The organism is Bacillus sp. PAMC28748 (assembly GCF_014250415.1).
In the GTDB taxonomy this organism is placed as follows: domain Bacteria; phylum Bacillota; class Bacilli; order Bacillales; family Bacillaceae; genus Bacillus; species Bacillus licheniformis.
This window is the reverse complement of record NZ_CP060192.1, coordinates 3,469,038-3,483,970: the sequence shown is the minus strand read 5'-3', so window position 1 is coordinate 3,483,970 and position 14,933 is coordinate 3,469,038. Positions and strand designations below refer to the sequence as shown.

Here is a 14,933-nt window from a genome sequence, read left to right as displayed (position 1 = left end):
CGGAGAAAAACATGATTGTCACAACAAGCTACAGACCGACTGAAAGCACGATTTTAACAGCAGAAAAAATCAGCCGGACGCTCGGCGCCCGCTTTTCCGAGCGGAGAAAACGGCCGATTCGCCAAATTCGGCAAACAGAGCAGGATGATGTTCTCGTGGTTGGAAAAGAGCGCTTTGAGCTGTATCATTCAGAAGGTGAAAAGTTCTTTTTCCATCCGAACTCTGCGATGTTCCGGGCCAAGCGTATGTTAAGAGGCGAACCGGACCCTTTTGTCGAAGCTGCACAAGTTGAACCGGGGGACAAGGTGCTCGATTGCACGCTCGGTCTTGGATCAGACGCGATCATTGCGAGCCTTGCCGCAGGCGAACAAGGCGAAGTGCGCGGAATTGAAAAAAGCCCGCTTCTCGCTTTTCTTGTCGAGGCGGGGCTTCAATCGTGGGAGACCGGCCTTGACGTTTTGGATCAGGCGATGAAAAGGATTCGGGTTCATTCAGGCGACAGCATTGATTACCTGCTGGAACTTGATGATGCTTCAGCAGATATCGTCTACTTCGACCCGATGTTTGATGATGGAATCAAAGAATCAGACGGCATCGCCCCTTTAAGAAAGTGGGCGCATTCCGAGTTTACGCTTGACGGCGCTTTACATGAAGCCCTTCGGGTCGCCAGAAAAAGAGTGGTTCTGAAAGACCACTGGAAGAGTCCGCGCTTTGAAAAATACGGATTTTCCGTAAAAAAACGCAAAACGGCCCTGTTTCATTACGGTGTCCTCGAAAAATGAAAACCCAAGGTATATACCTTGGGTTTTTTTAATCTGCGATTTCCATGACGATAAAATAAGCGAGGGTAATTAATGAAGCGGCTATAAAAAGACCTTCAACCATGAACGATCACTCCCAAATTTGGAATTTTCATCTTTGATTGTAAACGTTTTATCGCTAAAAGAAAAGGCGTTTTGTAGATCAGCATCTCCACTTTATGAATGACTGAAAATTCAACCTATGATAGAATAAGAGAAAACGAAAAAGCGATCAGAAGGGAACTAATCAGTCATGAAGATGTGGATGAGAAAAGCGCTTGTCGCATTATTTACAATTGCAACGTTCGGCCTTGTATCTCCTCCTGCGGCATTGATGGCGGACAAGCCGCAGGAGCATCAGAGCGTGAAAGAATCCGGATATACGGCTGTTTATCAAAAGCAAGAAGAGCCCGAGCTTGATGAAGACGGCGAATCCAAATCTTCATTTGACACCTACAGGGATGAACTGCTCAATGAAGCTGAAGATCTATCATTCGTAAAATTCGGCAGCAGGATATCGCCGGTCATTGAAGACGAGTACAGGGAAGAAGTGCTTCCAAAGATCGAGGAGATCATCGTCAGCCATCTCATGACAATGCAGGACAATGACGCTTACCAGGATCTTGTCATTTCCAAAACGCCGACGGCGGGGAAGTCGGAGAGAATCTTCCACGTTTACAATCGGAAAACGGGGGAAGATGTGCTAAGGTTCCATGTGCGCAGGGACAAGCCGCCGCATAAAGGGTACTGGTTTAACTTTCATTACCATACTGCCGAAGACGGCTTTCAAAAACATCACGATCTCGGAAGCATTTACTGGGACCGCAATACACCGCCTAACTGGATGAGTCACTAAAGGAGATTGATGCAGATGAAGAAGTATACGATGAATGAAATGGTGCACTTAACGAAAAATATGCTGAATGAGCGCGGGGTTGCGATTGAGGATATCGCGCTGATCGTACAAAAGCTGCAGGAAAAATACCATCCTGATCTCCCGCTTGATGTATGCATTGAAAATGTCGAAAAGGTCTTAAATAAGAGGGAAATCGTTCATGCCGTTTTAACGGGGATAGCGCTTGACCAGCTGGCCGAGAAAAAGCTGTTGCCTGAACCGCTTCAATATTTGGTCGAAACGGACGAACCCCTTTACGGGATCGACGAGATTATCCCGCTATCGATCGTAAACGTCTACGGTTCGATCGGCTTGACGAACTTCGGCTATCTGGATAAAGAAAAATTCGGCATCATTAAAGAACTGGACGACTGTCCGGACGATGAGGTTCATACGTTCCTTGATGATATCGTCGCAGCTTTGGCGGCAGCGGCGGCAAGCCGAATTGCCCATTCGCATCAGGATCTTGAGGATGAAGTGCAGGAAGAGAGAACAGACGGACAGAGCGTTGCGAAAAGCCGCTGAAAGACTCGCCCGTCCCCGCCATCAGGCGGGTTTTTTTATGCGGCATATTTTACGCCTTTTCTCGAAAAATGTCTTGTTTTCGAAAGGTTAAACAAGATACACTACAAAAGGATGAAAAAAATGAAACATCATGCGGATATGTGCCGTCATATGTAAGAAAACCGGAATTGAACAAAACGGGGAATGAGACAAATGCATTCGGGCGGCCTGATCAGAATGAAAACCTCGAAGAAAGGTTCCTCTCATCACAGCTTTAACCTCCATCTTCATGCATCATGTTCACAGATGATCACACAAAAAGATGAGCATCATCCGGCATTATTTCGCTACAAACATCATAAGGAGGCATTAAACAATGATCTCATTGATTGCTGCAATGGACAGAAACCGCCTGATCGGCAAAGACAATGATTTGCCATGGCATCTGCCGCAAGATTTGAAGTATTTTAAAGAGGTGACGAAAGGGCACGCCGTAATCATGGGGAGAAAGACGTTCGAGTCCATCGGCAGACCTTTGCCCCACCGCGAGAACATCATCGTCACATCCAATAAAGAACTGGATATCCCGAATTGTCAGGTGATGCACTCGGCAGAGGAAGCGGTGCGGTTTGCGAAAAACAGAAACGAAGAATGTTTTGTCATCGGCGGTTCAACACTATACACGGAGATTCTGCCTTTTGCGGACAAGCTGTATGTGACAAAAATTGATGAAACCTTTGAAGGGGACCGGTACTTTCCTGAATTCAGCGAAGCTGAGTGGGAAATCGTTTCGAGGCGGAAAGGCCTGAAAGATGACAAAAATCCTTATGACTACGAATTCCTCGTTTATCAAAGAAAAGGATAGAGGAGAGGATTTTCATGTTGCGCTATTGTTTTTTATGGATTTATTCGGCCTATATGCTCATCAAGCATATCAAGCTTCTGCAGGCGCTGCAGACACTTGATCCGCGCCTTTCGTATGCCAATCAGATGGAAGCTGTCTTTGATAAGCCGAAAGCTTTTTTGCGAGGGTGCATCGGCTTAACCGGTTCAACCGTTTCCATCCATCAGAACGGAAGATCGCCGGCTGGCCCCGTGCTTTATGTGCACCCAAAGCTCGGCCTGTCAGAGCTTGCCGTGCTGCTTGGACACCTTGACAAAACCGCTTCGTTTTTTGCTGATCCGCGCGCCTTTCGTTATCCGCTGATCAGCGGCTGGCTCAATAAAATGGCCGCGGTCAGAAAAAGCGCCGACAAGGAAGCATCGCTAGAAGAAGTGGAAGAGATTCTCCGGAAAGGCCAAAGCTTTATTATGTCTGAAGATGACGGACTCGATTACAAATCTTTATCCAAAAGGCTCGGCATTCCGATCGTTGCAGTCGAAACAGCCGGTACGGAAGACATGAAAAAAGGCACGTTGTTCAAGAGGCTGAGACCTGTTGATATCGATTTGACGATCCACCCGGCATACGTCATGACTGAAAACAAACAGCTTCGGGCATAAAAAAACCAGGCTCCCATAATGGAAGCCTGGTTTTCGCCGTTTACGATACAAACGGCACTTTTGCCACGTAGAAAAGCACGCAGAAAAACATTGAGGCGCTGCCGCCGAGCACGAAAGTGTGCCATATCGCATGATGATATGGAATCTTTCTCCATAAATAAAAGATGGTTCCGACAGAATACAAGATTCCCCCTAAAAGCAGCAGGGCGAACCCTTCTCCGGTCAAGGCCGTATAAAGCGGCTTGATCGCAATGATCGCCATCCAGCCCATCACAAGATATACCAGTGTGCTGACAACGATAAACCGTTTCACAAAAAAGATTTTAAACACAACCCCGCCAATCGCAAGCCCCCAAACGACAGCAAGCATCGTATAGCCTAGCGCGCCTTTCAAAGGTCCGAGGAGCAGCGGTGTGTATGTCCCTGCAATCAGTACGTAGATGGCTGAGTGATCGATGATCTCCAGAATATCTTTTGTTTTTTGGTGCTGAATGCTGTGCAGAAGGGTCGAACTTAAATACAGGAACAGCATGGAAGCGCCGAAAATTGAAAAGCTGACAACATCAACCGGACTTCCGTAGCGGATCGCAAATATCACCAAAAATACGATGGCAGGTATTGACAGGAGGACGCCGAGTCCATGGGTTATTGCATTAGCAATTTCTTCTTTAATCGTGTACATACCAAGACACCCTTTCTAATCTTGAATAATGTGATGCTTTAAAGAGCTTAAAAAGCGGAGGCCTTCAAGCGTGATTTTTGTCCCGGCTCTTCCGCGGCCCTTTGTAATAAACTCTCTTTTTTCCAAATAATCCAATCTGCTTCTCACTTGCTGGGGTGTAAGCTCCGACTTGCCGCTTTTGCTCAGCTCGGACAGAACCCTGCGGCTGGCAGGCTCTCCTTTTTCATTTAATTGCTTGATTGCATCGAGCAAAAACGCAAACTCCTCTTTTTCCATTAAGGTAAGTGATGCCGAAGCCGTTTTTTTGTCCTTAGGCTTCTTTTTTTTGATTTGTTCTCTTAACGAGGGCGGTGTGTCGTAAAGCTGAATCGTTTTTCCGTCTGAGACGGTTATCATATAATCCGTCATGTTTTTGAGTTCTCTGACGTTCCCCTCAAACTCATGCTGCTCTAAAGCTTTCCAAACGACCGGTTCGACATATATGTCATGATCCCCGCTTTTTAAAAAATGATGCACGAGAAGGGGGATGTCGCTTCGCCGTTCACTAAGAGAGGGAAGCGGAAGGTCGAGCACATTGAGCCTGTAGTACAGGTCCTTGCGGAATTCGCTGCTATCAATCCGTTCAATGAGAGGCATGCTTGAAGAGGTGATCAATCTTTTTTGCATCCCTTTTTCAATGGCTGCCAAAAGCCTGCCCTGGAGATGCAAGGATAGACCCCACACTTCGTCGAGAAACAAGGTTCCGGGCTCATTCAGCTCTGAAAGAAAAAAATCTTCAGCCGTTTCATCTTCATCCAGCGTGCTGCAGCTTACATGTGTGAAGGGATCATCCTTGAAAGATGATCCGGAATGAATGGCTTTGGCGAACAGCTCTTTGCCTGTGCCTGTTTCCCCATGAATCAGAATCGGATGGGAAGATGCTGCAAATTGTATCGCTCTGTTTTTCGTTTGCAAAAAGGAATCGCATTCCCCGATCAGCTCGGAGAAACCTACGGACGGATATGTGTGTTTAATCATGGCGGCTCTCCTTTTGGTTCTAATTGGTTCTATTATAACACCCAATTAGAACAAATAAAGAGTTTTTTGAAAAAAAGTGCATGTGGCCTGCACATTAAGAATCGAAAAGAACCCCGTATATATTGAGAAAGTGTATAATATTCTGTAAATAACAAAGAATTGCCCTTTAAATTTTGAATATTCATGATATAATGGCGTATTAAATAAAGCTTTATACAGAAAGGATCTTATACATGAAACCGTTGCTTAAAGAAAACTCTCTCATCCAAGTCAAAGACATTTTAAAAGCCCACCAAAATGTAAAAGATGTTGTTATTCATACCCCTCTCCAAAAAAATGAGAGGCTGTCCGAGAGGTACGATTGCAACGTATATTTAAAAAGAGAAGACCTGCAGGTTGTCCGCTCTTTTAAACTGAGAGGCGCCTATTATAAAATGAAGCAGCTTTCAAAAGAAACGACGAAAAACGGGGTGGTCTGCGCCAGTGCAGGAAACCATGCGCAGGGAGTCGCTTTTTCCTGCAAACATCTCGGTATTCACGGAAAGATTTTTATGCCGTCGACGACCCCGAGGCAAAAAATTTCCCAAGTCGAATTGTTCGGCAAGGAATACGTCGAGATCATCCTGACAGGCGACACGTTTGATGATGCTTATCAAAGCGCAGTCGCCTGCTGCGAGGAAGAAAAGCGCGCATTTATCCACCCGTTTGACGATCCTGCCGTCATGGCTGGCCAGGGTACGGTCGCGGTCGAAATCTTAAACGATATCGAAACGGAACCCCATTATTTATTCGCAAGCGTAGGCGGAGGGGGTCTGCTTTCAGGAGTGGGAACCTATATGAAAAACGTGTCCCCGGATACAAAGCTGATCGCGGTTGAGCCTAAAGGCGCGCCGGCTCTTTTTGAATCAAACAAAAAAGGCGAAGTCGTCATCCTTGAGAAAATCGATAAATTTGTCGATGGAGCCGCTGTGCAGAAAATCGGCGAAGAGACATTTAAAACGCTTGAAACCGTTGTCGATGATATTTTGCTCGTTCCTGAAGGAAAGGTGTGCACCGCGATTCTTGAGCTGTACAACCAATGCGCGATTGTCGCCGAACCTGCGGGAGCGCTGCCGATCGCCGCTTTAGATCTTTACAGGGATGAAATTAAAGGGAAAAATGTCGTATGCATTGTGAGCGGAGGAAACAACGATATCGGCAGAATGCAGGAAATCAAAGACAGATCGATGATGTATGAAGGACTCCAGCATTATTTCATCGTGAACTTCCCGCAAAGGGCGGGAGCTTTGCGCGAATTTTTAGATGAAGTGCTCGGGCCGACCGACGATATCACCCGGTTTGAATATACGAAGAAAAATAATAAAAGCAGCGGCCCTGCGCTCGTCGGCATCGAATTGAAGCAGCGCGAAGATTACGAGCCGCTGATCGTAAGAATGGACAGGAAAGGCTTCCGCTATGTCGAAGTCAATAAAGATGAAGGGCTCTTTCATTTGCTGATTTAAGAAATTTTTTTGAAAACAAACCTAAATCACAGACAACGGCTTCAGAGATTATGTATAATAAAGAAAATATCTCATAAATGAGGATTGATAGCTTGTTACTTAAAAGCCTGGAGTTCAAACGTTCGGATGGACAGAAGGTGAAGGTGACGGAAATACCTCTGCTGAAGGAGGACGACCCGCATTTTTTTATGGCCAATCTGAGGCTTGAAATCTTTTTAAAGACGCTCTATTGCTCAAAGCGGAAAAAAAACGTCTACTCCTTTAGGGACTACTTAAAGAGAGCATTGAAATGGCAAGATTACCTGGCCATTTATCAACATGATGAATTGAAGCATAATGCATAAATATTTATGGCATTCTTTGCCGGCCCATGAAGAGAGCCTAATCCGCTTTAAAAGAGCGGAAGACGGCATCCGCCGGCAAAGAATTTTTCATGCGGATTTGGCCTCACTAGAAAATACACCATTTGAACCGACAGGATGTGAAGGGAATTGACAAGCATTAAAATTGTAACGGACTCGACCGCTGACTTGAGCGAAGAACTGCTCAGAAAATATCATATTTCCGTTCTTCCGCTCTCGATATCGATCGACGGCACTGTATACAGAGACAGATTCGATATTCAGCCGGACGAATTTATTGAGAAAATGGAGAGCGCCGCAGAACTCCCGAAAAGTTCACAGCCGCCTCTAGGCGCTTTTATCGAACTGTATGAAGAGCTGACCGCTGACGGAAGCGAAGTGATCAGCATCCATCTCTCAAGCGAATTGAGCGGGACATACCAGACTGCTGTAAGCGCTTCAAATATGGTCGGCGGGAACATTACGGTGATTGATTCCATGTATATTTCAAAAGGCCTCGGTTTTCAGGTCGTGCGGGCCGCCTTGCTGGCCGAAGAGGGCATGACGGCCGAAGCGATTGTAAAAGACTTGGAGAACTTGCGCGACCGGACTTCCCTCTATGTGACAATTGATCATTTTGACAACTTGATCAAAGGCGGCCGCATCGGGAGGGGAAAAGCGCTGCTCGGCTCATTGCTCAAGGTTAAGCCGATCGCGAGGCTTGAGGACGGAATCTATACGCCTGAAAAAAATGTCCGGAGCAGCAGTCAGCTTATCCGTTATTTAACTGGTCAATTTGTTTCAGCGGTTAAGGGAAGGACGGTGCAGGCGATCGGAATCGCCCATGCCGATGCGCTCGATCTCGCCCATCGGCTGAAAGACTCCTTGCTTGAACATATCCCGGGAATCGATATTGATATTGACTACACCACACCGATTATCTCGGTTCATACCGGAAAAGGAGCGATCGGTTTTACCTTTTACACCGATTGAAAAAGGGGATGGAAGGATTGAAAAACGTTTTTGGCATTTTCCTTGCAGGTATTCTCACAGTGTTTCTTTCGTCCTGCGGAACTAGCAAGATTGATAATCCTTTGAACTATGATGTACAGTCTTTTTCTTTTCAAAATCAAGACGGGAAAGCGGTGACTCTTGAAAGTTTAAAAGGCCAGGTGTGGGTGGCTGACTTTATATTTACGAACTGTGAAACGATCTGTCCGCCGATGACTTCACATATGGCTGAACTGCAAAAACAAATGGAAGAGGAAAACCTGCAGGCCCGCATCGTCTCATTCAGCGTTGATCCCGAAAATGATACGCCTGAAAAATTGAAGAAATTTGCGGCCAACTACCCGCTCAGTTTTCAAAATTGGGACTTTTTAACCGGATACTCGCAGGAAGAAATCGAAAAGTTTGCGCTGAAAAGCTTTAAATCAATCGTGAAAAAACCTGAAGATGAGGATCAGGTGATTCACCAATCGTCATTTTATCTAGTCGATCAAAACGGCAAAGTCGTCAAGGATTATGACGGTGCAAGAAATACGCCGTACGATGAAATCATCGCCGATATTAAGACGCTGGAAAACCGTTGATAAAAACGGGCGACCTGCCGCTAAAGCCTGTTTCCTGAACACCGGAAAACAGGCTTTTTTTTACATCGGCCAAATGATTTTCAAAAGAATCAAAACATGGTACACTTTTTTTTAGGTTATCAAGAAGGAAGGGGCATCATTATTGAACATACGTTTTATTACAGTCATGATGGCCCTCGTCTGTCTGCTTTCAGCCTGTACGGAGTGGAATGCGGGCGTTGAAAAAACATCGGTCTCCCCTAAGCGCGATATCGTGATTGCAGCGGTGGGCGATTCTCTGACAGAGGGGGTAGGCGATCAAGAAAAGAAAGGCTATGTCGGCATGGTGGCCGATGAGCTTGAAAGCCGGAGCGATGTGAAGTCCGTAACGGTCAAAAATTATGCCGTTAAAGGCTCCCGGACTGATCAGCTGCTTGAAAGATTAAAAGACAAAGAAGTACAAGAGGGCCTGAAAGATGCAGACTACATTTTGTTTACAATCGGGGGCAACGACCTGATGAAAGTCGTCCGCCAAAACTTCGCGCACTTAACGCTCACACCTTTCCGTGCTGAACAAAAACTGTTTGAAAAGCGGTTTTCGAATATTTTAGCGGAAATCAGAGAGCAAAACGCCAGCGCTGAATTGATTTATGTCAGCATGTATAATCCGTTTAAGTTTACGCTGTCTGAACTGCGGGAAGTTGACCAAGTCGTAGACGAATGGAATGAAGGCGCGGAAAAAAGGCTGAAGAAGGTCTCCAACACGAAAATGGCGGATATCGCTGATATTTTTGAGGAATACAGCGATGAAAAGAAGATTGCAGAAGACGAGTTTCATCCTAATCAATACGGGTATTCTTTAATAGCGAAACGCGTTTACGAACAAATTAAAAACGAAGACCTCCCAGCAGAATAAGGTGAAAAAAATGAAGAAATGGAAGAGCTTATTTTTAATTTTAGCAGCAGTCAACGTCATGATACTTGCCGGGATTTTCATTCTCATTTCCCTGCCCGGCGGACAAAAGGAGCCGCCGCGTCCGACTCCGAGCGAATATCAATTGAACGTGACGAGCACGAAAGATTCATTGGCCGCATTCATCAACACGTACTTGGAAAAGGAGTCTTCGCCTGATCTTGACTATCAAATCGAAATCGATGATGAATTCCATATCGTCGGTGCGATCCGCGCCTTTTCCTCGACAGTCGATGCGAGGGTGTCCTTTCGGCCGACGGTGGAAAAAAACGGAGACGTGGTCCTTGACGTGACGAGATTTTCGATCGGCAAGTTGAATGTTCCGATATCGATGGTGCTCAACTACATGGATCAATTTTATGACCTTCCTGATTTTGTACACGTTCGTTCAGACGCTAAAGAAATTCAAGTTCGTCTGTCAGAGATGCCGCTTAAAAACGGAATGTATGTGAAAGCAAAAGACATTGATTTAGAAAAAGATCAAATCGAATTTGTTTATTACAAGCCTGCACAAACAGATTCATAAATCGTGCAGCGGGGTTTACAGGGGTGAACATATGGAACGTATCTACACATATTTCAGCTTGTTGTCTATGTTGTTTTCACTGTACTTCGGCGGTCTCGCCGCCTTCAGTTTCGTTGATGAAAACATGGACAAGATGTATTTGAACATCGGGTATTGTGCGTTGTTTTTAAGCATTATGATTTTTACTCTTGATGCAAAAAAACACAAAAAAACTGACCATCACAATCAATAATTGCCGGCAAAATCCTAAAACATGAGATCGTTTTAGGATTTTGTTGTCCCTGCATTCAGCAGACTGTAAAAGAGACATCGGGTCTCTTTTTTTTCGCTATGAAGGCGGAGCTTTGACGGGAAACGGCGCCGCTTTTATTTCGAGAGAAGGAGAGCCGTTGACGAAACCGAGGCCATACAACGTTGTGGATTCGCCGGCATGAAGCGTGATCCTCGGGGCCTTCAGCAGGACTGCTGTTGAACCGGCCCCCCTCAGCTCGACGTCCATTTTCTGTGAACGCACCGGGATGTACCGGGTAACAGATTGAAAGGGGACGCCGGAAAACAGGACAGGTCCGTTTTGCACTGCAAAGTCAAGAGCGGGAGAGTCCGGCGAGAGATGGACGCATCGAATGCTGCGGCTTTCCGGATCAGCCGCAGGCTGGTCATACATTCCGACGGGAACGAGCTTTGCGGCTGTGCCTGTGACAGCAACCGTGCAGTACCGGCCGTGGATCAGGTGATACTGTACCGTAAGCAGGGGACCGTTCGCCCAGCCTCTTCGAAAAACGTCGATTTGAATACGGCCGGCAGGAAACCGGACATAAGAAGATAAATCTGTATAGGAGACGTTTCGAAAAACGGATATCCCGTTTACGAAAACGTCGAGATTGTCGGTATGAGGAGCCGCGTGGAGCAGTCTGATCATCACTGCTTTTCCGCTGTTTCGAAAATAAAAGGGCGCCTCGGCAGGCAGAACATCATAGCGGCTCACCTGGAAGCCTTCCGCCATATAACGGGCATTATGAACTGCAGAGAACATCTTGTCACGCCCCTTTGCATGCTTTCTGACATCATATGAGGCTGCGAAGCCATCGGTCACATGTGATCAAGACGACAGATGAAAAGGAGAAAACAATGAAAACGGACTTTACATACGGAAATGTATTTAAACAGCTGGTCTATTTTTCCGGACCGATCATTTTAGCCAATCTTTTGCAGATTTCATTCCAATTCGTCGACAGCTTGTGGGTCGGAAATCTGCTCGGAGCAAAAGCTCTTGGTGCTGCGGCCGTCTCAGGAACGGTTTTCTTTACGGTGCTGTCGTTCGTATTGGGCGTCAACAATGCGGCGCTGACGATTCTTGCGCAGCAAAAAGGAAAAGGGGATAAAAAGGGACTGGCATCATATGTAAACGCGTTTGTCGTTCTGATGACGGCGATGAGCGTATTGCTCGGGATCGGCTATTTTTTCACAGAGCCTTTGCTCTCGCTACTTCAAACGCCTGGCAATATGATGGATTTGGCCGTAAGCTATTTGAGGATTCATTTTATCGGGATTATATTTTTATTCGGCTATAATTTCATCAGTACAGTATTAAGAGCGGTCGGCGACAGTCAAACACCTTTGCGTTTCGTCCTGTTGGCCGTCATCCTGAACCTGTTCATGGATCCGCTGTTTATCTCGGTATTCAACCTCGGAATTGCCGGAGCGGCCTATGCAACCGTCGTGTCCCAAGGGATTGCTTTTATTTACGGAGTGGTCTATACGGTGAGAAAGCAGCTTGTTCCATTTTCAAAGCCGGCGCTTCCATCGCTGGCAGAGACGTCCGTCATTTTGAAGCTCGGAGTGCCTGCCGGCTTGCAAATGATGGTGATTTCAGGCGGCTCGATGGCGATTATGAGCGTTGTCAATTCATTTGGAGAAAGCGTCGTGTCAGGGTTTGGCGCGGTACAGCGGCTTGACAGCCTGCTGATTCTCCCAGCGATGGCCATCGGCACGGCTGTCAACAGTATGGCTGGCCAAACCTTCGGAAGCGGCGACATGGAGCGTACGAAAAAAATCGCCAACTACGGCGTCATTTATGTCCTGCTGTTTATGGCTGCCGTCAGCACCGCGATATTTCTGACAGGCTATCACGCGGTCAGGCTGTTTATATCGGAAGCCGATTCAGCCGCATTCGGGGAAGAGTATTTAAAAACGATTGCTTTTTTCTATCCGTTTATCGGAATTAACTTTGTGTTGAACGGTGTTGTAAGGGCAGCCGGAGCGATGTTTCAAATTTTGGTGCTGAACGTGATTTCTTTTTGGGCTTTGCGCTATCCGTTTACATATCTATTTTCAAAGTGGCTTGGCGAGAACGGCATAGCGCTGGGCATCGGAATGAGCTTTATGCTGAGCAGCCTGACCGCCTTTTTATATTACCGCTACGGGAAGTGGAAGCACCTCGTTCTATTTGAAAAATGAAAGCAAGCTCCTCCGGCAAGCCTCGGAAACCAGATCCCGCCGGGCGTCTGAAGAAAGGAACAAAAATGCTTTTAACGTCTTAATAATTGACGATATATACAATATAAAATGAGTTTGGCGCTGGGGGCTTGTCATGTTTTTAATCGATTTATTTTTGAATTTGTGCATTTTAATTACTTCGCTCTTTATTTACACTCAGCTAAAGTGGAATATTTTTTCCCGAAAAGCTACAAACAAACAACTTGATTGGATTGACGGCATTCTTGGCGGGGTGCTCGGAAATGTGCTTATGTTCTTTTCGATCCAGGCAACCGATGAGATGATCGTCGACTTGCGTTATGTCCCCGTCATGATTTTGTTTTTATTTACGGGCGCCTTTCCGGCCTTTATCTGTTCTCTGCTGATTATAGGAGGAAGGTTTGTTTACGGGACGAATACATCCTCGATTGCAGCGCTTATAGGTATGATCGTGATATTCGCAGGATATTATCTCATTCTTCGGATCATGGATAAAGACGCCGGCACTTATCGAAAGACATTTGCATTAGTTATTTTTGCCAATGTGGCGATTTCAATTGTGATCTTGATGATCCTTCATGATTTCTTCTTAATGAAAATGTTATTGACGTGGTTCTGGATTTTATCTACTATCGGCGGCTTTACGTCAGTATACATCGTCTCATATTTAAGAAAATCTCATTTTCTGTTAAAAAAGTATGAAGAGGAATCGTCGATTGATTATTTAACGGGATTGAATAATGTCCGGCAATTTGATGCGATATGGAATGCTCATATTTCAAACGCAAAAGAGAAGAACGAGAAACTGTCTTTGCTTTTGATCGATATCGATTATTTCAAAACGATTAATGATACGTACGGACATTCAAATGGAGATGCGATTTTAAAAGAATTAGGAACGATTTTAAAAAAGTCTGCCCGATCGGAAGATATCGTATCAAGAAACGGCGGAGAAGAGTTTTCGGTCATATTGCCGAACTGTTCCCATTCGCAGGCTGCAGAGATTGCTGAGAGGGTGCGCAAGGAAGTGGAGACACACACTTTTTTCATTTCTCATTCAAAAAAGATTCATATTACGGTTTCGATTGGAGTTGCGGCATTTCCGGAGGTGATTCACAGTACGGGAGAGCTGATTGAAAAAGCCGATCAATGTTTGTACAGGGCTAAACACCTTGGGAGAAACAGAGTGTGCACCTCCGTTTGAACTCGCATTCAGCTGAATGAAAAAGGATAGATGAAACGAGGTTCATCTATCCTGTCTTTTTTATGTTCGTTTATCGAATTCAGCAAGTTTGATAAAAGTCTTCTCATCCTCAATTAATCCGCACGCGCCGCACTGCACTTTTATGGCAGGGCCGCTGTACGGCAGGTGAAAAGGCGAAAGCTCGTCATCTGAATACGTTTCCACTATTTCCCCTGTTGCCGGATCAATCTTAACGGATGTCGGGGACTGTTCGATTAAGTTGAACCGTGTTCGGTTTGTTTTGCAGTTTGGACAAAGGTAAGGAGCAGTCATAGGTCAGTACACCTCTTTTTTATTTTAAGGTGCACGGATTCAGGCCAATTTATGTAAAGTCCGGGTTAGCGCTGTTCCCGTTTTTTGTCCAATTTGCTGAACAGTTCAATCAGCGTTTTCAGCTCTTCATCACTGTAGCTGCTGAACCGCTTGAAATAATATTCCGTTTTCTTTTCTTCGAAATATCTGATAATTTCTTTTCCTGCGTCTGTCAGATGGATTTTGATGATCCGTCTGTCTTCTTTTGACCGGACTCTCGTGATCCAGCCTTTTTCAACCAATGCATCGGTTACAGCTGTGATATGGCTTGCTGAAACGCCTAAAATCGTTGCAAACTCCGTGACTTTCTTTGGACCTTGCTCGCTCAGCAGGCGGAGAATCATGAATTCATTGCGGGACATCTCTTTTTCGAGCAGCTCATTTATCTCATCACGTATCTGTTTAAATACTGTGCGAAGCAGTGCTTCCATATCATACATCATTTGTTCTCTAACTTTCAAAATTTCGCCCCTCCATATAATTAGCAAATTTCAGCTTTGTTTAAAAAGGAATGACCGAATCAGCATGATTATCATTTTTCATGAACATGATATCACTATGATACCATAATTTTTGCTTTTCAAGTGTA

19 protein-coding genes are annotated in these 14,933 nt (G+C 45.4%); 14 read left to right on the top strand and 5 right to left on the bottom strand.

Features of this window, described 5'->3' with window-relative positions:
• The first annotated feature begins 11 nt into the window (after positions 1–11).
• From H7F26_RS17860 to H7F26_RS17840, 5 genes are all read left to right on the top strand, one after another.
• Positions 12–782 carry a class I SAM-dependent methyltransferase gene (locus tag H7F26_RS17860; protein ID WP_003182817.1) on the top strand — a complete coding sequence of 257 codons (771 nt, stop codon included), beginning with the start codon at positions 12–14 and terminating at the stop codon, positions 780–782.
• 271 nt (positions 783–1,053) lie between these two features.
• Positions 1,054–1,656 (top strand): YpjP family protein, encoded by a 603-nt coding sequence (locus H7F26_RS17855; RefSeq protein ID WP_003182812.1) that lies wholly within the window; start codon positions 1,054–1,056, stop codon positions 1,654–1,656.
• 15 nt (positions 1,657–1,671) lie between these two features.
• Entirely contained in the window at positions 1,672–2,220 is a 549-nt protein-coding gene (locus tag H7F26_RS17850) for a phosphatidylglycerophosphatase A family protein (RefSeq protein WP_003182809.1), read from the top strand.
• A 355-nt stretch (positions 2,221–2,575) separates the two neighbouring features.
• On the top strand, positions 2,576–3,064 hold the full coding sequence (locus tag H7F26_RS17845) for a dihydrofolate reductase (RefSeq protein WP_003182807.1): 489 nt from the start codon (positions 2,576–2,578) through the stop codon (positions 3,062–3,064).
• 14 nt (positions 3,065–3,078) lie between these two features.
• Positions 3,079–3,702 carry a hypothetical protein gene (locus H7F26_RS17840; RefSeq protein ID WP_003182806.1) on the top strand — a complete coding sequence of 208 codons (624 nt, stop codon included), beginning with the start codon at positions 3,079–3,081 and terminating at the stop codon, positions 3,700–3,702.
• Positions 3,703–3,742: 40 nt separating this feature from the next.
• On the opposite strand, the gene H7F26_RS17835 is transcribed toward H7F26_RS17840, so the two are convergent.
• A complete protein-coding gene (locus H7F26_RS17835) occupies positions 3,743–4,384 on the bottom strand; it encodes a PAQR family membrane homeostasis protein TrhA (protein WP_003182805.1) in 642 nt (213 codons plus the stop codon).
• 15 nt (positions 4,385–4,399) lie between these two features.
• Positions 4,400–5,401, bottom strand: a complete 1,002-nt coding sequence (locus H7F26_RS17830) for a sigma 54-interacting transcriptional regulator (RefSeq protein ID WP_003182804.1) — start codon at positions 5,399–5,401, stop codon at positions 4,400–4,402.
• A 233-nt stretch (positions 5,402–5,634) separates the two neighbouring features.
• On the opposite strand from H7F26_RS17830, the gene ilvA reads away from it, so the two are divergent.
• From ilvA to ypmT, 7 genes are all read left to right on the top strand, one after another.
• Entirely contained in the window at positions 5,635–6,903 is a 1,269-nt protein-coding gene (gene ilvA / locus H7F26_RS17825) for a threonine ammonia-lyase IlvA (protein ID WP_017474533.1), read from the top strand.
• 92 nt (positions 6,904–6,995) lie between these two features.
• The gene (locus tag H7F26_RS17820; protein ID WP_003182800.1) at positions 6,996–7,247 is read left to right on the top strand and encodes a YpmP family protein; all 252 of its coding nucleotides are present in this window, start codon (positions 6,996–6,998) and stop codon (positions 7,245–7,247) included.
• Between the two features lie 147 nt (positions 7,248–7,394).
• Positions 7,395–8,237 (top strand): DegV family protein, encoded by an 843-nt coding sequence (locus H7F26_RS17815; protein ID WP_003182798.1) that lies wholly within the window; start codon positions 7,395–7,397, stop codon positions 8,235–8,237.
• 8 nt (positions 8,238–8,245) lie between these two features.
• Positions 8,246–8,836, top strand: coding sequence for an SCO family protein (locus H7F26_RS17810; protein WP_009328047.1), 591 nt, complete (start codon positions 8,246–8,248; stop codon positions 8,834–8,836).
• A gap of 142 nt (positions 8,837–8,978) precedes the next feature.
• Complete coding sequence (locus tag H7F26_RS17805) at positions 8,979–9,731, top strand: SGNH/GDSL hydrolase family protein (RefSeq protein ID WP_003182794.1); 753 nt, start codon at positions 8,979–8,981, stop codon at positions 9,729–9,731.
• Between the two features lie 10 nt (positions 9,732–9,741).
• Positions 9,742–10,314, top strand: coding sequence for a YpmS family protein (locus H7F26_RS17800; protein ID WP_003182793.1), 573 nt, complete (start codon positions 9,742–9,744; stop codon positions 10,312–10,314).
• Between the two features lie 31 nt (positions 10,315–10,345).
• The gene (gene ypmT, locus H7F26_RS17795) at positions 10,346–10,546 is read left to right on the top strand and encodes a protein YpmT (protein ID WP_003182792.1); all 201 of its coding nucleotides are present in this window, start codon (positions 10,346–10,348) and stop codon (positions 10,544–10,546) included.
• A gap of 96 nt (positions 10,547–10,642) precedes the next feature.
• On the opposite strand, the gene H7F26_RS17790 is transcribed toward ypmT, so the two are convergent.
• A complete protein-coding gene (locus H7F26_RS17790; protein ID WP_017474532.1) occupies positions 10,643–11,347 on the bottom strand; it encodes a DUF4397 domain-containing protein in 705 nt (234 codons plus the stop codon).
• Between the two features lie 95 nt (positions 11,348–11,442).
• Between H7F26_RS17790 and H7F26_RS17785 the strand changes: the two genes are divergently transcribed.
• Positions 11,443–12,771: an MATE family efflux transporter gene (locus tag H7F26_RS17785; protein ID WP_061575973.1), complete on the top strand. Its 1,329-nt coding sequence runs from the start codon at positions 11,443–11,445 to the stop codon at positions 12,769–12,771.
• Between the two features lie 133 nt (positions 12,772–12,904).
• Positions 12,905–13,993 (top strand): diguanylate cyclase, encoded by a 1,089-nt coding sequence (locus H7F26_RS17780; protein WP_017474530.1) that lies wholly within the window; start codon positions 12,905–12,907, stop codon positions 13,991–13,993.
• Positions 13,994–14,053: 60 nt separating this feature from the next.
• On the opposite strand, the gene H7F26_RS17775 is transcribed toward H7F26_RS17780, so the two are convergent.
• Together H7F26_RS17775 and H7F26_RS17770 are read right to left on the bottom strand one after the other, a co-directional pair.
• Positions 14,054–14,305 (bottom strand): hypothetical protein, encoded by a 252-nt coding sequence (locus H7F26_RS17775; protein ID WP_003182784.1) that lies wholly within the window; start codon positions 14,303–14,305, stop codon positions 14,054–14,056.
• Positions 14,306–14,370: 65 nt separating this feature from the next.
• A complete protein-coding gene (locus H7F26_RS17770) occupies positions 14,371–14,805 on the bottom strand; it encodes a MarR family transcriptional regulator (RefSeq protein WP_003182782.1) in 435 nt (144 codons plus the stop codon).
• Positions 14,806–14,933 lie beyond the last annotated feature (128 nt).